The following is an 18,088-nucleotide window of genomic DNA, read 5'->3' on the forward strand; positions in this document are numbered from 1 at the left end:
ATCACACACCCTTGTGAGTTTGTTGAACAATCGCTTAATCTCTCGCGCATCATCCCATCTGATCAGGACCTGGCAGGCCTGTGCCTGCATGTCCATGCGCGGAAGAAGGCCGACGCGTGATCGTTCTCCTAGGCGTGCTCGTGGTGATCCTCGGATTCGCCACCCGCCGCAATCCCCTCCTCGTGGTGGGTGTCGCAGGCATCGTCACCGGACTGCTCGGCAAGCTCTCCCCGCAGGAGGTGCTGGCCACATTCGGCGAGAGCTTCGCCACCTCGCGGTCCGTGACCGTCTTCGTCATCACCCTGCCCGTCATCGGGCTGCTTGAGCGTTACGGGCTCCAGGAGCAGGCCCGTACGCTCATCGGCAAGCTGGGCAAGCTGACCACCGGCCGCTTCCTGGCCCTGTATCTGCTGATCCGCCAGCTCACCGCGTCCGTCGGCCTCACCAGCATCGGCGGCCCCGCGCAGAGCGTGCGCCCGCTGATCGCGCCGATGGCCGAGGCCGCCGCCGAGGCCAAGGCGGGGGGACCGCTGCCGCAGAAGCTGCGTGAGAAGGTCCGCTCGCACGCCTCCGGCGCGGACACCATCGGGGTCTTCTTCGGCGAGGACTGCTTCATCGCCATCGGTTCGATCCTGCTGATCACCGGTTTCGTGAACTCCACGTACGACCAGCACCTCGAACCCCTGCATCTGGCCCTGTGGGCGATCCCCACCGCGATCTGCGCCTTCCTGATCCACGGGGCCCGGCTGCTCAATCTGGACCGGCAGCTGGAGCGCGAACTCGCCGTCGCCGCCGCCGAGAACGACCTGTCGGCACACGCCGGGCTCCGAGCGGAGGACGCCAAGTGATCAAGTCCGAGTACTTCTTCTGGCTGGTCGGCGCGGTGTTCCTCGTCATGGCCGCGCAGATGCTCAGAGACCGCACCAACCCCAAGCGCTTCGGCTCGGCCGGCTTCTGGGGTCTGCTGGGCGCCTCGTTCTTCTACTCCACCGGGGTCGTCGACAAGTCCCTGCCCGCCGAACCGCTGGGCGTCGCCGTCCTGGCACTGATCGTCCTCGGCGGCTGCGGCTTCACCGGCAAGGGCGAGCCGCACACCCCGTCCCGCGAGGAGCGCGCCGCCTCGGCCGCCCGCTTCGGCAACAAGCTGTTCCTTCCGGCCCTCACCATCCCCGTCGTCGCGATGATCTGCGCGACGCTCGTGAAGAACTGGAAGATCGGCGGCGAACCGGTCCTGGAACCGGGGTACGAGACCATCCTCGGCCTCGGCATCGGCGCCATCGCCGCACTGGTCGTCGGCATGGTGGTGCTGCGCGAACGGAAGCTCTCCGTACCGCTGCACGCCGGCCGCAACATGCTCGAATCGATGGGCTGGGCACTGATCCTGCCGCAGCTGCTGGCCGTACTCGGCACGATCTTCCAGGTGGCGGGCGTCGGCGAGCAGGTCGGCAGGATCACTGAGGCGGTGCTGCCCGACGGCCAGAGGTTCGTGGCCGTGGCCGTCTACTGCTGCGGCATGGCGCTGTTCACCATCGTCATGGGCAACGCGTTCGCCGCCTTCCCCGTGATGACCGCCGCGATCGGCTGGCCCGTCCTCATCGAGCAGATGAACGGCAACGCGCCCGCGATCCTCGCGATCGGGATGCTCTGCGGCTTCTGCGGCACGCTCGTCACGCCGATGGCCGCCAACTTCAACCTGGTGCCCGCCGCCCTGCTGGAACTCAAGGACCAGTACGGACCGATCAAGGCCCAGCTCCCCACGGCGGCGGCCGTGCTGGTCTGCAACATCGTCATCATGGCCCTCTTCGCCTTCTGACCGGCCCCTCCCGCCCTCCGGCCCGAGCCGCCCCGACCCGAGCCACTCGCCCGACCCCCTGGAGTGACCCCGATGTCCCCCGCGCTCCCCGCCCCGTACGCCCTCCCCTTCGCGGAGCTGGCCCTCGCCAACGTCGTACGCGAATACCCCAACCACCCGGCCCACCTGTACACCGGCCCGGAGGAACTGGTCGCGCCCCGTACGCTGCACCCCGCCTTCTACGGCGCGTACGACTGGCACTCCAGCGTGCACATGCACTGGCTGCTCGTCCGGCTGCTGCGCCGCTTCGCCGCCACCGGCGACCTTCCGGCCACCGTCACCACCCGCGTGCACGAGGTGCTGAACACCCATCTCACCCCGGAGAACCTCGCCGTGGAGGCGGCCTATCTCCGCGGCCGTCCGCACTTCGAGCGCCCCTACGGCTGGGCGTGGCTGGTGGCACTGGCGGCGGAGTGCCGTGCGCTCGCCACCCCCGAGGGCGACCGCTGGGCCGACGCCCTCGCCCCGGCCGTCGCGGCGGTCGGCGACCTCCTCGCCGACTGGCTGCCCCGGGCCACCTACCCGATCCGGCACGGGATCCACCCCAACAGCGCGTTCGGCCTGGGACTGATCCTGGACGCGGGCGAGCGCGCCGGACTGCCCGGCCCGGTCCTCGACGCGGCGGCGGAGCGGCTGCGCGCCTGGTTCGCGGCGGACCACGACGCCCCCGTCCACTGGGAGCCCTCCGGCCAGGACTTCCTCTCCCCCGCCCTGACCGAGGCGGACGCGATGCGCCGGGTGCTGTCCGTCGAGGAGTTCCGGACCTGGCTGGCCACCTTCCTGCCCGGCCTGACCGACTCTCCGCTGCTCACCCCGCCCGTGATCTCCGACCCCTCGGACCCGCAGATCGGCCATCTCCTGGGTCTCACCCTGAGCCGGGCGGCGGCCCTGCGCACGATCGCCGACGCGCTGGACGAGGGCCCCGCCCGCACCGCGCTGACCGCGTCCACCGAGGCCCATCTCGCCGTCGGCCTGCCCGCCGTCTCCTCCGGCGACTTCAACACGGACCACTGGCTGGCCACCTTCGCCGCACTGGCGCTGGACACCCCGCCCGGCCACTGACCGTTACGGCGTCGCCGGTACGTAGTCCGGTGCAGGCGGCGCGTATCGGTGTCTTCGGCTATTGGAAGCTGCGGAACAGGTCCGCTCGTGGGCGATGAGGATCACCAGTTGGTGTGTCGTCTGCGGACCGACCTGCTCCGCGGTGTCCGGTCGCGCAGGACAAGCAGGGTCCAGCCACGGCCGGTTGGATCGAGTGGCCTGGTCGCGGCGGTGAACAGTTCGGCGGCCCGGCGGTAGGAGAGCCGCCCTTGGCCTGTCACCGGGCAGCGGTCGACTGCCGGCGTGGTGGCGGGAGCCCGCCGATCGGTGACGAACACCGGCCCTGCAGTGCGCCCGGCCAGCAGCATGGACAGCAGGCGTGCCGCGCCCGATCCCCAGCTCAGGGGCGCTGCCGCGCCAGCCCTGGTACGTCGACCGGGCAGGTCGAGGTGGTCGATGTTGAGGGCGAGCACCCGTTCGACGGGGGCACCCGACTCGTGGAGAAGGTGCCACAAGGTCAACTCCCTGAGCGGAGCCCGCAAAGCGAGGGCGGCGCGGGCCCTGTCCGGGCCGGCAGCAGTTGCCCTCGCGGCCATGGAAGCACCGGAGGGTGTCGGTGCCGGTCCGGGACATGGTATCGGCAGCACCAGTTCAGCGGCCGGGTCTGCAGTGATCCAGCCTCGTGCTCGCCACCATGCGGTCGCGGCTCGAAGGCAGGCCAGTTCGCGGGCCAGCGTGCGTGGTTCCGCAGCGGCGGCGCGGTCGACCAGTCCCCGTTGCAACCGCTGCGCAGCCTGCGGGCAGTCGAGCTGGGTCAGCGGAACAACGGGCGGGAGGGCGCCCCTGCGCTCGCGACCGGTCGGGGCCCGGCGGTCGACCAGCGGCCAGGCCCACCCGTGCAGCGAGATGCGGTAGACGCGGCTGGAGGAGACGCCCAGCCCGGCCGCGGCGAGGTAGCGGTCAACTGCGGCTCCGTACTCCACCGGTGCTGGGCGAGGCGTGCCCACGCCGTCGGTTCGCTGCTGACTCATGCTGGCCACATCCGCAGTAAATGAGTTCTTCGGAGACGATTCTTTTCTTCGCAACGGAGCCTATCACCAGGCATGTTGCAGTAAAGAGGGCTCATTTACTGCACCAATTCACCCGGAAATAAAATTGCTCGTAAAGGGCTCAACTTTCCTGCCAGAAAACCTTGTGGCGCATAGGGCGGTGGCGGCACATTACGGAGCCATGACGCTTCGAACTCGCCCTCCCGCTGCAGCGGGTCCCCGGACAGCCGCGCACCGTCTGCGCGTGCTGCGGCACTTCCGGTTCCGCCGCTTCCTCGTCGGCCAGAGCACGTCGCTGCTCGGCTCCGGCATGAGCACGATCGGCGCGACCTTCGCCGCACTACAGCTGCCTGACGGCGGGGTCGACGCCGTCGGCCTGGTGATGGCGGCGCGAATTCTGGCGGTCCTGGCCGTGCTGCTGCTCGGCGGCGTGTTAACCGACCGGCTCGGGGCCCGATCGGTGATGCTGGCAGCGGATCTGCTCCGGTTCGCCTCCCAGGGCCTCCTGGCCGTGCTGCTGGTCACCCACAGCGCGCGGCTCTGGGAAATTGTCGCGCTGGCGGTGGTTCTCGGAATCGGCGAGGGTGGGTTCAGCCCGGGCCTGACGGCCTTGGTGCCCGGCCTGGTCCCTGCGGAGGACCTTGCGGACGCCAACTCGCTGCTGCAGATGGCCCAGGCAGTCGCCTCGGTCGCGGGTCCTGGTCTGGCCGGTGTGCTCGTCGCTGTTTCCGACGCAGGCACAGTGATCGCGGTCGACGCGGTCAGTTACGGCGTGAGCGCCCTGGCCCTGGCTGGACTACACCTGTCGCAGTCGGCCACGCCCCGCCGCGGGTTGTTCACCGACCTGGGACGCGGATGGAAGGAGTTCACCTCCCGCACATGGCTGTGGGTCACAACCCTCCACATCAGCCTGTTCAATTTCGTACTGTGGGCGCCGTTCCTGGTGCTGGGACCGGCTCTTGCCCAGCAGCGGCTCGGCGGCGCGAGTTCCTGGGGTCTCGTGCTGGCCCTGTACGGCACGGGCTCGGTCGTCGGCGGCTTGGCGCTCCTCGGCAGGAACCCCGGTCGAGCAGTCGCCTGGTCCATGGCCGCATCCGCGGGCTGGGCACTACCGGCGGCCGCGCTGGCCGCGCGGTTGCCGCTGGCATGCGTGGCAGCGGCAGCATTCCCCGCAGGAGTCGGGGCAGCGGCGTGCAACACCCTGATGACGACCGTCATACAGCGCGAGATTCCCGCCGAGGTCCGCGGACGCATCAGCGCGTTTGACAGCCTGGGCGCCTTCGCGCTGGGACCCCTCGGACTGGCGCTGGCTGGACCGGTGTCGGGCGCCGTGGGGGCAGACCGGCTCCTGGCATTCGGTGTGATGTGGCAGCTGACCGCGGTCGGGGCGGTACTGGCGCTCCCGTCCGTGCGACGGCACGGAGCGACGCCACCACAGCTGGATTGAACGCGGCGATTCACCCGAGGTCGGTCTCCTGTCTCAGGCCGTTCCGGTCACCGGGTCGGCGGTGTCGTTGCTCGGGGCGACGGGCCACTCACGGTGCCCTTCGTCGTGCCAGAGCGGGCGCCGGTCGACCCGCAGGCCGAGGATCTCCGATCGCGCGTAGTGGCCGCGGGAGTCGACCCAGACCTTGACGGCGTCGATGTCGGCGAGGTCGATCTCGGCGGTGACGAGCTTCTCCCCAGGGCCGGTGTGCGGGCCGGCAAGGTACTGGTTGAAAGGGGGAATCACGGCCGATCAGCCGCCGCCCGCGGCGATGTGCTTCTGCGGTCCGACGGTGGACTCCATCCACTGCAGGCACGTCTCGTCCACCGGGTTCCCGGCGGAGATGACGAACGCCTGGGCCATGGCGTCGATCTGGATGTCGGCGACGGCCTCGAAGCCGGCCGTGGTGGACAGTCCGGGCCATGCTGCGGCGTGGATCTGCTGACCTTGGGTGATCAGGGACTGCCGGGCCATGCTGCGGCGTCAGACGTGGCACGACGCAAGGCAGAGAGGCACCACCGGACGCATTCGGGCCCATGCGGGCGTATGCGGGCAACGCGACGAAGTGCCGCAGCTGTCGTCGTGCGCACGCCGGGGGATCAGGGCACCCCTTAGGGTCGTCCCATGACCGACAGCTCTCGCGGAAGCGGCGCCTTTGAGGCAGGCAGCGCCGAAGCCTCCCTCCGTGACCGCTGGCGGGCGTCGCTCGTCGGCGCCCGAGGCACGGTGGCCGGGCCCGATCCATTGCCGTACGCCGCCGATCTGCTGGCGCGCTGGGCCGAGCCGCAGCGGCGGTACCACACGACCGCGCACCTGGTCGCGGTGCTCGATCACATCGACACGCTCGCCGGGTACGCGGCCGACCCGGACGCGGTACGCCTCGCCGCCTGGTTCCACGACGCGGTGTACCGGCCGGACCGGTCCGAGAACGAGGAGCGCAGCGCCGCGCTGGCCGAGCGCGCCCTCCCGGAGGCCGGTGTACCGGAGGGGGTCACCGCCGAGGTGGCCCGTCTGGTGCGGCTGACCGTCACCCACGACCCGGCGGACGGCGATGCCAACGGCGAGGTGCTCTGCGACGCGGATCTGGCCATTCTCGCGGCGGCCCCGAGGCAGTACGCGGCCTACGCGGCGCAGGTGCGCGAGGAGTACGGTTTCGTGCCCGACGACGCGTTCCGGGAGGGGCGGGCCACGGTGCTGCGCCAGCTGCTCGGACTGCCGCGGCTGTTCCGTACGCCGCACGGGGCGGAGCACTGGGAGCCGCGGGCGCGGCAGAACCTGCTGACCGAATGGGAGCTGCTCAGCCACTGACCCGCGGCGGCGGGGGGAATGCCGGGGCCGTGGCCGCTGTTGGCAGCTGTCATGCCCGACTCTGCCGTTCGCCGCTCTCGTATGCCCCTGGCCGTATACATCCTGGGTCTCTCGGTCTTCGCCCTGGGAACCAGCGAATTCATGCTCTCCGGGCTGTTGCCGCCCATCGCCGACGACATGAACGTGTCGATCCCCCGTGCCGGACTTCTCATATCCGCCTTCGCGATCGGCATGGTGATCGGCGCCCCGCTGCTCGCCGTGGCGACGCTCCGGCTGCCACGCCGCACCACGCTGATCGCCCTGATCTCCGTCTTCGGCCTCGGTCAGGTCGCGGGCGCGCTGGCCCCGACGTACGAGGTGCTCTTCGCGTCCCGGGTGGTGAGCGCCTTCGCCTGTGCCGGGTTCTGGGCGGTGGGGGCGGCGGTCGCCATCGCGATGGTGCCGGTGAACGCGCGGGCCCGCGCGATGGCCGTGATGATCGGCGGTCTGTCGATCGCCAATGTGCTGGGCGTGCCCCTGGGGGCGTTCCTCGGTGAGAACTTCGGCTGGCGGTCGGCGTTCTGGGCCGTGGGCGCGGCGTCCGCCGTGGCGCTGGTCGGGGTGACGACGCTGATTCCGCGCATTCCGCTGCCGGAACAGAAGCCGCGGCTGGGGCAGGAGATGAACATCTACCGGGACCGGCAGGTGTGGCTGTCGATCGTGATCACGGCGCTCGCCGCGGGCGGTGTCTTCTGCGCGTTCAGCTATCTCGCCCCGCTGCTGACGGATGTCGCCGGGCTGGACTCGGGCTGGGTGCCGAGGGTGCTCGCACTCTTCGGAATCGGCGCGCTGGTCGGTACGGCGATCGGCGGCCGGGTCGCGGACGCGCATCTCTTCGGGGTGCTGATGAGCGGTATCGCGGCCTCGACGGTCCTCCTGGTCGCGCTGGCGCTGTTCGCGTCGAACCAGGTCGCGGCGGTCGGGCTCTCGTTCCTGCTGGGCCTGTCGTCGTTCTACACGGCCCCGGCGCTGAACGCCCGGATGTTCAATGTCGCGGGCGCCGCCCCGACGCTGGCCGGCGCGACGACGACGGCCGCGTTCAACCTGGGCAACACGAGCGGCCCCTGGCTGGGCGGCGCGGTGATCGACGCGGACTTCGGTTTCGCGGCGACCGCGTGGGCCGGAGCGGCGATGACGGTACTGGCACTGGTGGCCGTGGTGTTCTCGCTGCGCCTCCAGGGCACGGGCAGCTCTCGCCGGGTGACGGGGTCGCCCGGCGCGGTGTCGTCGGGGGCGTCCGCGAAGGAGGGCGCACCCGCACGGGAGGGGACGGCCGTGGAGCGGGGTACTGCCGCGGAGGCGTGCGCGGACGCGGGCACTTCCGCCGGCTGACCCGCCCGGCATCTCCCGGCCCGCCCGGCATCTGCTGACCCGCGCCCGGCACCGTACGTCAGGTGCCGGGCGCGGGCCGTCCCTTGGGCCGCCGCAGCCCTGCCTCCGTGATCCGGCGGACGAGTTCCTTCGAGCCGATCTCCTTCGCCCCGGCCCGCACCGCGTCCTCGTACCGCATCTCCGGTATGTCGTAGTGGTCCCGTTCGAAGGCGCGCGACGGGCAGCCGATGGACGCCGCGAAGGCGTGCAGCTCCTCGAAGGAAACATCGCTGACCAGGTGCGACCAGAGCCGCCCGTGGCCCGGCCACTGCGGCGGATCGATGTAGACGGTCACCGGCGCAGTATCCCGCTCAGCGAACCGACCGGCGCCACGGCCACGGCCGCCTTGGTGCACACCCAGTGCGGGTCGGGTCCCAGTTCGGGTTCGACGTCGAGTGCGTGCGGGTCGCCCGCGTCACAGACCGGGCAGAGCGGCCATCGCCCGTATCGTTCGAGCAGCGCGTCCTGCACGTCCTGGGCCACGAGCCCGACCACGAAAGCGGCGCCGTCCGGCCACTGCTCGACCCACCAGCGCCGGTGTGTCACCGCATCCTCGACCAGCGAGACGATCCCGGCCTCGGCGACGTCACCCGCGGCAAGATCGGCCATGATCAGCGCGCGGGCCGTGTGCAACGCCTGTTCCAGGGGATTCATCTCCATGGGGCCATTGTCACCCCGCCCGCAAAGCAGTCCCGCACGCCCACCGCTTCCCGTTCCGCACTGTCGGAGGCAGCGGCGCAGGAGGCGGTGACCAAAGCACCGAAGAAGAAGGGACCAATGGGGGGTTGACGGGCAACACGGTTGAAAATATCTTTCAAATGTGACCCATGACCTGAAGGAAAGTTTCAGCGCTGATTCCCCGCCCGCCCCGGCGGCCCTCGCGGCCAAGGTGCGCACGCTCGCGCCTTCCATGACCCGTTCCATGCAGCGCGTCGCCGAGGCCGTGGCCGGTGACCCGGCCGGCTGCGCAGCCCTCACGGTCACCGGTCTCGCCGAGCTCACCGGCACCAGCGAGGCGACCGTGGTCCGCACCGCCCGCCTCCTCGGCTACCCCGGCTACCGCGATCTGCGCCTGGCCCTCGCCGGGCTCGCGGCGCACCAGCAGTCCGGCCGGGCCCCCTCCGTCACCGCCGACATAGCGGTCGACGACCCGATCGCCGATGTGGTCGCCAAGCTGGCCTACGACGAGCAGCAGACCCTCGCCGACACGGCCGCGGGGCTCGACACCGTCCAGCTCGGTGCCGCCGTGGCCGCCGCCGCCACCGCCCGGCGGATCGACATCTACGGCGTGGGTGCCTCCTCCCTCGTCGGCCAGGACCTCGCGCAGAAGCTGGCCCGGATCGGCCTGATCGCGCACTCCCACACGGACCCGCACCTCGCGGTGACCAATGCCGTGCAGCTCCGCTCCGGCGATGTGGCCATCGCGATCACGCACTCCGGCTCCACGGTCGACGTCATCGAGCCGCTGCGGGTCGCCTTCGACCGCGGCGCGACGACGATCGCGATCACCGGCCGCCCCGACGGCCCCGTCACCCAGTACGCCGACCACGTACTGACCACGTCCACCGCCCGGGAGAGCGAGCTGCGCCCCGCCGCCATGTCGAGCCGTACGAGCCAGCTCCTCGTCGTCGACTGCCTGTTCATAGGCGTCGCGCAGCGCACGTACGAGACGGCGGCACCTGCCCTCGCCGCCTCCTACGAGGCGCTGGCCCACCGCCACGCCCCACGCCCGCGCTGACCGGACCGCCGATCCGCGAACCCCCGCACCCGCCGAGCCGTACGAGACCGAGAAAGCAGAGCCGCCCTCCATGACCTCCACCGACGCCGACCCCACCGCCTCCGACGGCTACGGCGAGCTGCGCGCCCAGCTCGCACGGCTCACCACCGAGGCGTTCCGGCCCGAGTTCGCCGAGATCGACCGGCTCGGCACGCTTGAGATCGCCCGCATCATGAACGGCGAGGACCAGTCCGTCCCGGCCGCCGTCGGTGCCCGGCTGCCCGAGATAGCCGCCGCCATCGACGGCACCGCGGAACGCATGGCCCGCGGCGGCCGGCTGATCTACGCGGGCGCGGGCACCGCCGGCCGGCTCGGCGTGCTCGACGCCAGCGAGTGCCCGCCCACCTTCAACACCGACCCCTCCGAGGTCGTCGGCCTGATCGCGGGCGGCCCCACCGCCATGGTCAAGGCCGTCGAAGGCGCCGAGGACAGCAAGGATCTGGCCGCCGCCGACCTCGACGCCCTGGAGCTCACCGCCGACGACACCGTGGTCGGCATCTCCGCCTCCGGCCGTACGCCGTACGCGATCGGCGCCGTGGAGCACGCCCGCAGGAAGGGCGCGCTGACCATCGGGCTGTCCTGCAACGCGGACTCCGCGCTCGGCGCCGCGGCGGAGCACGGCATCGAGGTCGTCGTCGGCCCGGAGCTGCTCACCGGCTCCACCCGGCTCAAGGCGGGCACGGCCCAGAAGCTCGTCCTCAACATGATCTCGACGATCACGATGATCCGGCTCGGCAAGACGTACGGGAATCTGATGGTCGACGTCCGCGCCTCCAACGAGAAGCTGCGCGCCCGCTCCCGCCGGATCGTCTCGCTCGCCACCGGGGCGTCCGACGAGGAGATCGAGGCCGCGCTCGCCGCGACCGACGGGGAGGTGAAGAACGCCATCCTCACCATCCTCGGCCAGGTCGACGGCCCCACCGCCGCCGCCCTGCTGACCGCGTCCGACGGCCACCTCCGTGCCGCCCTCGCGGCCGCCCCCCGCGCCGCCTGACCCACCTGTTCCACCCCCGCAACAGCAAGGCCCAAGCACCATGGCAACAGAAGACAAGAACCGCGCCACCGCCGCCGCGATCCTTCCGCTCGTCGGTGGCGCAGCGAACGTCAGCTCAATCGCCCACTGCATGACCCGGCTCCGGCTGGGTCTGCACGACCGCTCGCTCGTCGACGACGAGGCCCTGAAGGCGGTCCCCGCCGTCATGGGTGTGGTCGAGGACGACACGTACCAGATCGTCCTCGGCCCCGGCACCGTCGCCCGGGTCACCCCGGAGTTCGAGCAGCTGGTCGAGGAGGGCCGGGCGGCGGCCCCCGCGTCCGGCCCGGCCCCTGCCTCCGCGTCCGCATCCGCGGACGAACTGGCCGCCCAGGGTGCCGCGATGAAGGCGGCGCGGAAGGCGAAGAACGCCACCCCGTTCAAGCTGTTCCTGCGCAAGATCGCGAACATCTTCGTCCCGCTGATCCCTGCCCTCATCGGCTGCGGCATCATCGCCGGCCTCAACGGCCTGCTGGTGAACCTGGGCTGGCTGACCTCGGTCACCCCCGCCCTGGCCGCGATAGCGTCCGGCTTCATGGCGCTGATCGCCGTGTTCGTCGGCTACAACACGGCGAAGGAGTTCGGCGGTACGGCCATCCTGGGCGGTGCGGTCGCCGCGATCATCGTCTTCCCGGGGGTCGCGAACATCGAGGCGTTCGGCCAGAAGCTCTCCCCCGGGCAGGGCGGTGTGCTGGGCGCGCTCGGTGCGGCGGCGCTCGCGGTGTACGTGGAGAAGTGGTGCCGGCGCTGGGTGCCCGAAGCACTCGACGTACTGGTCACCCCGACGCTCACGGTCCTGATCTCCGGCCTGGTGACGGTCTTCGGCCTGATGTACGTGGCCGGCGAGGTCTCCACCGCCATCGGTACGTTCGCCGACTGGCTGCTCTCCAACGGCGGCGCGGGCGCGGGCTTCGTGCTCGGCGGCCTCTTCCTGCCCCTGGTGATGCTGGGCCTGCACCAGGCGCTCATCCCGATCCACACCACCCTCATCGAGCAGCAGGGCTACACCGTGCTGCTCCCGATCCTCGCGATGGCGGGTGCCGGCCAGGTCGGCGCGGCCACGGCGGTCTACTTCCGCCTCCCGCGCAACGAGTCGATCCGCCGCACCATCAAGTCCGCCCTCCCGGCCGGTCTGCTGGGTGTCGGCGAGCCCCTGATCTACGGCGTCAGCCTCCCGCTCGGCCGGCCGTTCATCACGGCGTGCGTGGGCGGCGCGTTCGGCGGCGGCTTCATCGGCCTGTTCAACCAGCTCGGCGACGAGGTCGGCTCCACGGCCATCGGCCCGTCCGGCTGGGCCCTGTTCCCCCTCCTCGACGGCAACCACGGCCTGGGCACGACGGTCGCGATCTACGCGGGCGGCCTGCTGGTCGGCTACCTCGCCGGGTTCCTCGCAACGTACTTCTTCGGCTTCAGCAAGGACCTGCTGGCGGAGTTCAACGTCTCGCAGGAACCGGCCGAATCCACGGTCGCGGCAACGGGCGGCCCGACGGCCCCGACAACCGACCCCGACAGCCCGACGAAGGAACCGGCCGGGGTCTGACCTCCGGTACGCGTACACGAATGAGGGGCGGCATCCGGCGTCGGGTGCCGCCCCTCAGCCATGCGCGCCGGCTGATCAGACCGGGAACTCATCCGTGAGGAGTGTCGTACCGAACGGCTCGGGCAAGGTGAGCGGCTTCCCGAACGGCACCGGGTCGGAGTGCTTGTACGTCCCGTCCTCGTTGGGCTCCGTGAACAGCGTGGCCATCGCCCCACGTGTGTCGAACCGGTCGATCAGCAGATACATCGGCACGCCCGCCCGCGCATAGGCGCGGTACTTCTTCGTCCGGTCGTCACGGGCGTTGCCCTTCGATGTGACCTCGACGACGAGCAGCGCGTCCGCCGCGTCCATCGGGTCGCTGGTCTCCGGGTCCGCGGCGCCGTCCACGCCCCGGAGGCGGTCCACTCCTTCGACTTACGCCATCCATCGAGGTCCGTGACGCGACGCCGCCCCGCGTCGAGGAATGTCCCGACGAGGCCGGCAGCCCCTTCCTGCCCGGCCTCGTCCGCTGCCCCCGGACTTCGAAGCCCGTACGCGAAGCCCTTGCTCCACAACGCGAAGTCCTTGCTCCACAAGCAGCATCGACCGGACCTCGGCGCCCCGGTCGAAGGGCGGCACCCGACCGACCGGGGCGTCGCCCTTCCGCACGCCCGACGCCAGGTCAAACCCGGCGCCCCGGCGCTTTCACGGCAGCCTCCCCTCCCTGTTGACCTCCCGGACCCGGGCCCGCAGCACCTCCCCCAGCGGGGCCGGGCGCACCAACTCCGGCGGGCATTCCCACTCCGCCCCACCACCCGGCGCCCGCAGTTGCACGTACGGCCCGACGCTCCCCATCACGCGCCCCACCCGCCCGTCCCGGGTGTCCACCGCGAACGACCCCGGTTCCGGAGCGCACGGCTCGATCCCCTCATCCGTCATGACCGGCCTGCCCCTGCCCCTGCCCCTGCGCCTCCAGCACCATGCTCAGCCGCAGCGCCGTGTCGAGGTTGCACCGGCCGAGGTCGACCAGCGCCGACACCGGGTCGCTCCCCGCACAGGACACCGGGTCGATCCGCAACGACGGCAACGTGATCCCGACACCCGAGAAACCCTCCTTCAGCCGTGCCACCACTTCCTCTGCTGTCCGCACTCTGCCCTCCGCCGTGCTGCGCCGTTCCTTGATCGTCATGACCCATCCCTTTCCACGCTGAGTAATGACAATGCATACCCAGCGTGTCCAACGCGCCGCCGACCAGGAAGAGGCGCAGAACCAACAACCGCACATCTGTCACAGGGAGTTGTCATGCGAGGCGATCGACGTCAAGAACACCTGGTCTCCGCCACCGCCGCGCGGAGGGTGACATCGACGAGCGCCGTCGGTGCGCACGGGCCCACCAGTGCGATCAACAGGGACGGGGGCAACGCCCAGCCGCCCCGCCCCTCGGCCGTGTGCCCGGCGCCCACCCGCACACGTTCCACCCGAATGCGTTAGCAGATGGCCCCAACTACCGCCCGCTACACGGCGGTTGGTACCACATCCGTCATCCGCGCGCACCAGTGGGCGACCCCCGCCCGCCGGTCGGGGAGAAGAAAGGCGGGAATCGCTCGAACGAGTGGAGGTTTCAGGCCATACATACGGTTTGGGCAAGGAATGACCCCCCGCGAACGCAATCATTCGGCGGTGATCTCAACATTCCGGACGGCACACCGTCCCAAGTCGCTGCGCACAGCCGGGTTCGGCGCGCTCGCCGTACTGACCCTTCTTCCGGCGATCCCGGCCGCCGCCGCCCCCACGAAGGACCCGGCGCCGCGTCCCACAGCCCAGACGCTGCACCGACCCGTCACCCCGGCGGAGGCCAGGACCTCCGCGCACCTCGCCTCGCTGCAGGGCAGGCCGGAGAAGCTGAAAGCATTCTTCAAGGCGCTGCCCAAGGGCGGCGACCTCCACAACCACCTGTCGGGCGCCGTCACGACGGAGTATCTGATCCAGCTCGCGGGCGAGAGCGGGCTGTGCATCGACGCGACGACGACGGCCGTGGCGCCGCCGTGCGGGCCGGGCACCAGGCCCGCGATCGACGCGCAGAGCGACGCCGCGTTCCGCCAACGGATCATCCGGGCCTGGTCCATGCAGGACTTCCCGGCGGGCGAGTCGGGACACGACCACTTCTTCGACACGTTCGGCAAGTTCAGCATGGCCACCTGGTACACCCGCGGCAAGATGCTGGCCAACGTGGCCAACACCGTGGTCGAGCAGAACCAGTTCTATCTGGAGACCCTGGTCTCCCCCGCGTCGGACAGCGCCAAGAAGCTTGCCGACAAGGTGGGTTACGACGCCGATCCGGCCGCCCTCCACCGCAAGCTGGTGGCCGGAGGACAGCTCGACCGGGTGGTGGACGAGGCGGTCCAGGAGGCCGACGACACCGACGTGCAGTTCCGGGAAGCCGCGCACTGCGACACGGCCCGCCCCGACCCGGGCTGCCGGCTCCCCGTCAGGTGGATCTCCCAGGTGTCCCGGGGCAGCTCCCCGGCACGGGTGTTCACACAGATGGCGGTCGGCATGCGACTGGCGGAGCGCGACCCGAGGTTCCTCGCGGTCAACCTCGTACAGCCCGAGGACGGGGCGACCGCGCTGGCCGACTACAGCCTCCAGATGCGGATGCTGAAGTACCTGCGCGGCCAGTACCCGGACTCCCACCTCACCCTGCACTCCGGTGAGCTGGCCCCCGGCCTGGTCAAGCCCGAGGACCTGACCTTCCACATCCGCGAGGCCGTCCTCGTCGCCGGAGCCGAGCGCATCGGCCACGGCGTGGACCTGGTCCACGAGGACGACTGGCGGCAGCTGGCCCGGACGATGGCGAAGCGCAAGGTGGCCGTCGAGGTGCCGTTCTCCAGCAACAAGCAGATCCTCGGCATCGCGGGCGACGACCACCCGTTCAACGCCTACCGCCGCTACGGTGTCCCGATCGTGCTGGCCACCGACGACCCGGGGGTCTCCCGTGTCGACATCAGCCACGAGTACCAGTACGCGGCCAAGACCTACAGCCTGAGCTACGTCGAGCTGAAGGACCTGGCCCGCGCCTCGCTGGAGTACGCGTTCCGCGACGGCCGCAGCCTGTGGGCCACCGGTTCCGCCCCGTCCGGCTACCGCCCGGTCGCCGCCTGCCTGGGCAACCGGCTGGGCACCGACCACCCGAGCACGCGCTGTGCCCGCTACCTCGCCGACAACCCGAAGGCGGCGACCGAATGGCGCCAGGAGGCGGCCTTCGCCACCTTCGAGCGCAACAACCGCTGAACGCGCGACGACCGCTGACGCGGCCGGGTCCGGGGCTCAGGTCCCGGACCCGGCCGCATCTCTGTCGCCCCACTGCGCGCCGCCGCCCGCCTCCCCCGCCGCCCACAGATGGCTGAGCGTGCCGAGGACGAGACGGCAGACATCGTCCGGATCGGCACCGGCCAGGGGTTCGCGCGCGACGACCGTCCGCATCAGGCCGATCCCCAGCAGCCAGGCCATGGCGAGATCGGCACGGAGCGCACCGTCCGGGGCACCGGAGATCCCGGCCAGCACGCTCTGGTACTCCTCCCCCAGCTCCCGCAAGGTTCCGGCCGCCTCGTCGCCTCGCCCGACCGAACGCAGATAGACCTCCAGGGAACGGTCCTCCGTCCCCTCAGCGCTATGGGTCAGCATCGAACGCAAGGCGGTTTCGAAGAGCTCCTCGGGCGGCGTCGCCCGCAACTGCTCCAGCCCGCCCAGCGCCACGACTTCGGTCAGCAAACCTCGTTTCGAGCCGAAATACCGGAACAGCAGGGCCTGGTTGACCCCGGCCCGTGCCGCGATGCTCCGGACCGTCGTCCCTTCGTAGCCCCGCTCCGCGAACAGGTCACGGGCCGCCTCCAGCAGCCGTCGGCGGGTGGCCGCGGCGTCCCTGCGGCGCTCTTCGGACGGGGGGACGGCAGCGGACTCCATGGCGGCATTCCTCTCGGACGGTCCGTCAGGATAACGGCCGTAAAGCGTCGTTGACTGCCCACGAAGGCCGCTCCTACCGTTGTAAGCAGCTGCTTACATCCGGGAGGCCGCAGTGACGACCGCAGACATCGCACCCCTCGCCTATCCCTTCAACACCCCAGATGGGCTCCAGCTCGCGGACGCCTATGAGCAGGTACGCGAACGGCAGGGCCTGTTACAGGTCCAGATGCCGTACGGCGAACCGGCCTGGCTCGTCACCCGCTATGCCGACGCCCGGCTCGTCCTCGGCGACCAGCGCTTCAGCCGGGCCGCCGCCGCCTCGCACGACGAGCCCCGGCAGTCCGAGGGGCAGCGCGACGGCGGCATCCTGGGCATGGACCCGCCGGACCACACCCGGCTGCGCTCCCTGGTCGCCAAGGCGTTCACCGTCCGCCAGGTCGAGAAGCTGCGCCCCCAGGTACGGGAACTGACCGCCGGCCTCCTCGACGAGCTGGAGACCGCCGGACCGCCCGCCGACCTGGTCGACCTGTTCGCGCTGCCACTGCCGGTCGCCGTGATCTGCCGCATGCTGGGCGTACCCACCGAGGACCGGCCGCGCTTCCGCGTGTGGAGCGACGACGCGCTGTCGACCAGCTCCCTCACCGCCGAGGAGTTCGAGGCGAGCCGCGACGAACTGCGCGCCTACATGGCCGGGTTGATCGACCAGCACCGCCGGTCGCCGCAGGACGACCTGATGACGGCGCTCATCGAGGCCCGCGACGGCGGCGACCGGCTCTCCGAGCTCGAACTCGTCGATCTGTGCGTGGGCATCCTGGTGGCGGGGCACGAGACCACCGCGTCCCAGATCCCCAACTTCGTCCTCACCCTCCTCGACCACCCGGACCAGCTGGCCAGGCTCAGGGCCCGGCCCGAACTCGTCCCGAACGCGGTGGAGGAGCTGCTCCGCTTCGTACCCCTGGGCAGCGGCGCCGGTCAGCCCCGATACGCCACCGAGGACATCGAGGTCGGCGGGACCCTCGTCCGCGCGGGCAGCCCGGTCCTGGTCGCCGTGGGCGCCGCCAACCGCGACGCCCTGCGGTTCGCCGCCCCGGGCGTGCTCGACATCGCCCGCGAGGGCAACCAGCACCTCGGATTCGGCCACGGGGTCCACCACTGCCTGGGCGCCCCGCTGGCCCGGCTGGAACTCCAGGAGGCGCTGTACGCCCTCATCACCCGCTTCCCGGAGCTGCGCCTGGCCGGCGACGTGACCTGGAAGTCCGAGATGCTGGTGCGCGGCCCGCGCGTCATGCCGGTGGAGTGGTGACCGCCATGACCTGGAACGTACGCGTCGATCCCCAGCTCTGCCAGGGCTCGGGCATGTGCGCCGGGACCGTCCCCGAGGTGTTCGCCCTGGACGGCGAACACGCCCGCGCACGGGCCGAGGGGATCGAGCCGGACGAACGGATCCTGGACGCCGCCGACATCTGCCCGGCCCTGGCGATCACCGTCCACGACGGAAACACCGTGATCGGCCCCCGCCGCGACTGACGCCGCGACGACCGATGGCGGATGGCCGATGGCCGATGGCCGATGGCCGATGGCCGATGGCCGATGGCCGATGGCCGATGGCCGATGGCCGATGGCCGATGGCCGATGGCCGATGGCCGATG

The 18,088-nt window shown here is 71.0% G+C and carries 20 protein-coding genes and 1 pseudogene; 12 read left to right on the top strand and 9 right to left on the bottom strand.

Annotation, left to right across the window (positions count from 1 at the left end; translation table 11 throughout):
• Nucleotides 1-116 precede the first annotated feature (116 nt).
• The 3 genes from ACWCQ6_RS25635 to ACWCQ6_RS25645 all read left to right on the top strand — a co-directional run bounded on the left by ACWCQ6_RS25635 (nucleotide 117) and on the right by ACWCQ6_RS25645 (nucleotide 2,914).
• A complete protein-coding gene (locus ACWCQ6_RS25635) occupies nucleotides 117-848 on the top strand; it encodes a DUF969 domain-containing protein (protein WP_451092923.1) in 732 nt (243 codons plus the stop codon).
• Complete coding sequence (locus ACWCQ6_RS25640; RefSeq protein WP_451092925.1) at nucleotides 845-1,813, top strand: DUF979 domain-containing protein; 969 nt, start codon at nucleotides 845-847, stop codon at nucleotides 1,811-1,813. The genes ACWCQ6_RS25635 and ACWCQ6_RS25640 overlap by 4 nt, the downstream gene beginning before the upstream one ends.
• Nucleotides 1,814-1,885: 72 nt before the next feature.
• A complete protein-coding gene (locus ACWCQ6_RS25645) occupies nucleotides 1,886-2,914 on the top strand; it encodes a DUF2891 domain-containing protein (RefSeq protein ID WP_451092927.1) in 1,029 nt (342 codons plus the stop codon).
• Between the two features lie 101 nt (nucleotides 2,915-3,015).
• Here the strand turns inward: ACWCQ6_RS25645 and ACWCQ6_RS25650 are convergent, their stop codons facing one another.
• Complete coding sequence (locus tag ACWCQ6_RS25650) at nucleotides 3,016-3,924, bottom strand: hypothetical protein (RefSeq protein WP_451092929.1); 909 nt, start codon at nucleotides 3,922-3,924, stop codon at nucleotides 3,016-3,018.
• A 262-nt stretch (nucleotides 3,925-4,186) separates the two neighbouring features.
• Between ACWCQ6_RS25650 and ACWCQ6_RS25655 the strand changes: the two genes are divergently transcribed.
• Nucleotides 4,187-5,389 carry an MFS transporter gene (locus tag ACWCQ6_RS25655; protein ID WP_451092931.1) on the top strand — a complete coding sequence of 401 codons (1,203 nt, stop codon included), beginning with the start codon at nucleotides 4,187-4,189 and terminating at the stop codon, nucleotides 5,387-5,389.
• Nucleotides 5,390-5,422: 33 nt separating this feature from the next.
• Here ACWCQ6_RS25655 and ACWCQ6_RS25660 read toward each other — a convergent pair whose 3' ends face one another.
• Together ACWCQ6_RS25660 and ACWCQ6_RS25665 are read right to left on the bottom strand one after the other, a co-directional pair.
• A complete protein-coding gene (locus ACWCQ6_RS25660; protein WP_451092933.1) occupies nucleotides 5,423-5,674 on the bottom strand; it encodes a hypothetical protein in 252 nt (83 codons plus the stop codon).
• Between the two features lie 6 nt (nucleotides 5,675-5,680).
• Nucleotides 5,681-5,902 carry a hypothetical protein gene (locus tag ACWCQ6_RS25665; RefSeq protein WP_451092935.1) on the bottom strand — a complete coding sequence of 74 codons (222 nt, stop codon included), beginning with the start codon at nucleotides 5,900-5,902 and terminating at the stop codon, nucleotides 5,681-5,683.
• 150 nt (nucleotides 5,903-6,052) lie between these two features.
• Here ACWCQ6_RS25665 and ACWCQ6_RS25670 point away from each other — a divergent pair, with 150 nt between their 5' ends.
• Complete coding sequence (locus ACWCQ6_RS25670) at nucleotides 6,053-6,736, top strand: HD domain-containing protein (RefSeq protein WP_451092937.1); 684 nt, start codon at nucleotides 6,053-6,055, stop codon at nucleotides 6,734-6,736.
• 81 nt (nucleotides 6,737-6,817) lie between these two features.
• The gene (locus ACWCQ6_RS25675; RefSeq protein ID WP_451092939.1) at nucleotides 6,818-8,107 is read left to right on the top strand and encodes a Cmx/CmrA family chloramphenicol efflux MFS transporter; all 1,290 of its coding nucleotides are present in this window, start codon (nucleotides 6,818-6,820) and stop codon (nucleotides 8,105-8,107) included.
• Between the two features lie 58 nt (nucleotides 8,108-8,165).
• Here the strand turns inward: ACWCQ6_RS25675 and ACWCQ6_RS25680 are convergent, their stop codons facing one another.
• Nucleotides 8,166-8,441: a DUF4031 domain-containing protein gene (locus ACWCQ6_RS25680; protein ID WP_451092941.1), complete on the bottom strand. Its 276-nt coding sequence runs from the start codon at nucleotides 8,439-8,441 to the stop codon at nucleotides 8,166-8,168.
• Nucleotides 8,438-8,806, bottom strand: a complete 369-nt coding sequence (locus ACWCQ6_RS25685; RefSeq protein WP_451092943.1) for a hypothetical protein — start codon at nucleotides 8,804-8,806, stop codon at nucleotides 8,438-8,440. The genes ACWCQ6_RS25680 and ACWCQ6_RS25685 overlap by 4 nt, the downstream gene beginning before the upstream one ends.
• A gap of 160 nt (nucleotides 8,807-8,966) precedes the next feature.
• On the opposite strand from ACWCQ6_RS25685, the gene ACWCQ6_RS25690 reads away from it, so the two are divergent.
• The 3 genes from ACWCQ6_RS25690 to ACWCQ6_RS25700 all read left to right on the top strand — a co-directional run bounded on the left by ACWCQ6_RS25690 (nucleotide 8,967) and on the right by ACWCQ6_RS25700 (nucleotide 12,496).
• A complete protein-coding gene (locus ACWCQ6_RS25690) occupies nucleotides 8,967-9,884 on the top strand; it encodes a MurR/RpiR family transcriptional regulator (protein ID WP_451092945.1) in 918 nt (305 codons plus the stop codon).
• A gap of 70 nt (nucleotides 9,885-9,954) precedes the next feature.
• The gene (gene murQ, locus ACWCQ6_RS25695; RefSeq protein WP_451092947.1) at nucleotides 9,955-10,917 is read left to right on the top strand and encodes an N-acetylmuramic acid 6-phosphate etherase; all 963 of its coding nucleotides are present in this window, start codon (nucleotides 9,955-9,957) and stop codon (nucleotides 10,915-10,917) included.
• 40 nt (nucleotides 10,918-10,957) lie between these two features.
• Nucleotides 10,958-12,496 carry a PTS transporter subunit EIIC gene (locus tag ACWCQ6_RS25700; protein ID WP_451092949.1) on the top strand — a complete coding sequence of 513 codons (1,539 nt, stop codon included), beginning with the start codon at nucleotides 10,958-10,960 and terminating at the stop codon, nucleotides 12,494-12,496.
• A gap of 75 nt (nucleotides 12,497-12,571) precedes the next feature.
• Here the strand turns inward: ACWCQ6_RS25700 and ACWCQ6_RS25705 are convergent.
• The 3 genes and pseudogenes from ACWCQ6_RS25705 to ACWCQ6_RS25715 form a co-directional block, all read right to left on the bottom strand.
• Nucleotides 12,572-12,874, bottom strand: a pseudogene (locus ACWCQ6_RS25705) (Uma2 family endonuclease); the annotation flags it as partial.
• 306 nt (nucleotides 12,875-13,180) lie between these two features.
• Nucleotides 13,181-13,414 carry a hypothetical protein gene (locus tag ACWCQ6_RS25710; RefSeq protein WP_451092951.1) on the bottom strand — a complete coding sequence of 78 codons (234 nt, stop codon included), beginning with the start codon at nucleotides 13,412-13,414 and terminating at the stop codon, nucleotides 13,181-13,183.
• Nucleotides 13,404-13,664, bottom strand: a complete 261-nt coding sequence (locus tag ACWCQ6_RS25715; RefSeq protein ID WP_451092953.1) for a hypothetical protein — start codon at nucleotides 13,662-13,664, stop codon at nucleotides 13,404-13,406. Before ACWCQ6_RS25715 ends, ACWCQ6_RS25710 begins: the two co-directional genes overlap by 11 nt.
• A 492-nt stretch (nucleotides 13,665-14,156) precedes the next feature.
• On the opposite strand from ACWCQ6_RS25715, the gene ACWCQ6_RS25720 reads away from it, so the two are divergent.
• Nucleotides 14,157-15,767 carry an adenosine deaminase family protein gene (locus ACWCQ6_RS25720; RefSeq protein ID WP_451092955.1) on the top strand — a complete coding sequence of 537 codons (1,611 nt, stop codon included), beginning with the start codon at nucleotides 14,157-14,159 and terminating at the stop codon, nucleotides 15,765-15,767.
• A 36-nt stretch (nucleotides 15,768-15,803) separates the two neighbouring features.
• Here ACWCQ6_RS25720 and ACWCQ6_RS25725 read toward each other — a convergent pair whose 3' ends face one another.
• Nucleotides 15,804-16,439, bottom strand: a complete 636-nt coding sequence (locus tag ACWCQ6_RS25725; protein ID WP_451092957.1) for a TetR/AcrR family transcriptional regulator — start codon at nucleotides 16,437-16,439, stop codon at nucleotides 15,804-15,806.
• A gap of 112 nt (nucleotides 16,440-16,551) precedes the next feature.
• Between ACWCQ6_RS25725 and ACWCQ6_RS25730 the strand changes: the two genes are divergently transcribed.
• Nucleotides 16,552-17,742 carry a cytochrome P450 gene (locus ACWCQ6_RS25730; RefSeq protein ID WP_451092959.1) on the top strand — a complete coding sequence of 397 codons (1,191 nt, stop codon included), beginning with the start codon at nucleotides 16,552-16,554 and terminating at the stop codon, nucleotides 17,740-17,742.
• 5 nt (nucleotides 17,743-17,747) lie between these two features.
• Nucleotides 17,748-17,966 (top strand): ferredoxin, encoded by a 219-nt coding sequence (locus ACWCQ6_RS25735; protein WP_451092961.1) that lies wholly within the window; start codon nucleotides 17,748-17,750, stop codon nucleotides 17,964-17,966.
• Nucleotides 17,967-18,088: the final 122 nt, after the last annotated feature.

This window comes from Streptomyces sp. NPDC001880 (assembly GCF_053594575.1).

What these genes read in the sequence shown, in the direction of transcription:
- murQ (WP_451092947.1), top strand. Translation starts at nt 9,955, where the DNA reads ATGACCTCCACCGACGCCGACCCCACCGCCTCCGACGGCTACGGCGAG.
- ACWCQ6_RS25650 (WP_451092929.1), bottom strand. Translation starts at nt 3,924, where the DNA reads ATGAGTCAGCAGCGAACCGACGGCGTGGGCACGCCTCGCCCAGCACCG.
- ACWCQ6_RS25715 (WP_451092953.1), bottom strand. Translation starts at nt 13,664, where the DNA reads ATGACGATCAAGGAACGGCGCAGCACGGCGGAGGGCAGAGTGCGGACA.
- ACWCQ6_RS25700 (WP_451092949.1), top strand. Translation starts at nt 10,958, where the DNA reads ATGGCAACAGAAGACAAGAACCGCGCCACCGCCGCCGCGATCCTTCCG.
- ACWCQ6_RS25725 (WP_451092957.1), bottom strand. Translation starts at nt 16,439, where the DNA reads ATGGAGTCCGCTGCCGTCCCCCCGTCCGAAGAGCGCCGCAGGGACGCC.
- ACWCQ6_RS25645 (WP_451092927.1), top strand. Translation starts at nt 1,886, where the DNA reads ATGTCCCCCGCGCTCCCCGCCCCGTACGCCCTCCCCTTCGCGGAGCTG.
- ACWCQ6_RS25735 (WP_451092961.1), top strand. Translation starts at nt 17,748, where the DNA reads ATGACCTGGAACGTACGCGTCGATCCCCAGCTCTGCCAGGGCTCGGGC.
- ACWCQ6_RS25675 (WP_451092939.1), top strand. Translation starts at nt 6,818, where the DNA reads ATGCCCCTGGCCGTATACATCCTGGGTCTCTCGGTCTTCGCCCTGGGA.
- ACWCQ6_RS25685 (WP_451092943.1), bottom strand. Translation starts at nt 8,806, where the DNA reads ATGGAGATGAATCCCCTGGAACAGGCGTTGCACACGGCCCGCGCGCTG.
- ACWCQ6_RS25670 (WP_451092937.1), top strand. Translation starts at nt 6,053, where the DNA reads ATGACCGACAGCTCTCGCGGAAGCGGCGCCTTTGAGGCAGGCAGCGCC.
- ACWCQ6_RS25665 (WP_451092935.1), bottom strand. Translation starts at nt 5,902, where the DNA reads ATGGCCCGGCAGTCCCTGATCACCCAAGGTCAGCAGATCCACGCCGCA.
- ACWCQ6_RS25710 (WP_451092951.1), bottom strand. Translation starts at nt 13,414, where the DNA reads ATGACGGATGAGGGGATCGAGCCGTGCGCTCCGGAACCGGGGTCGTTC.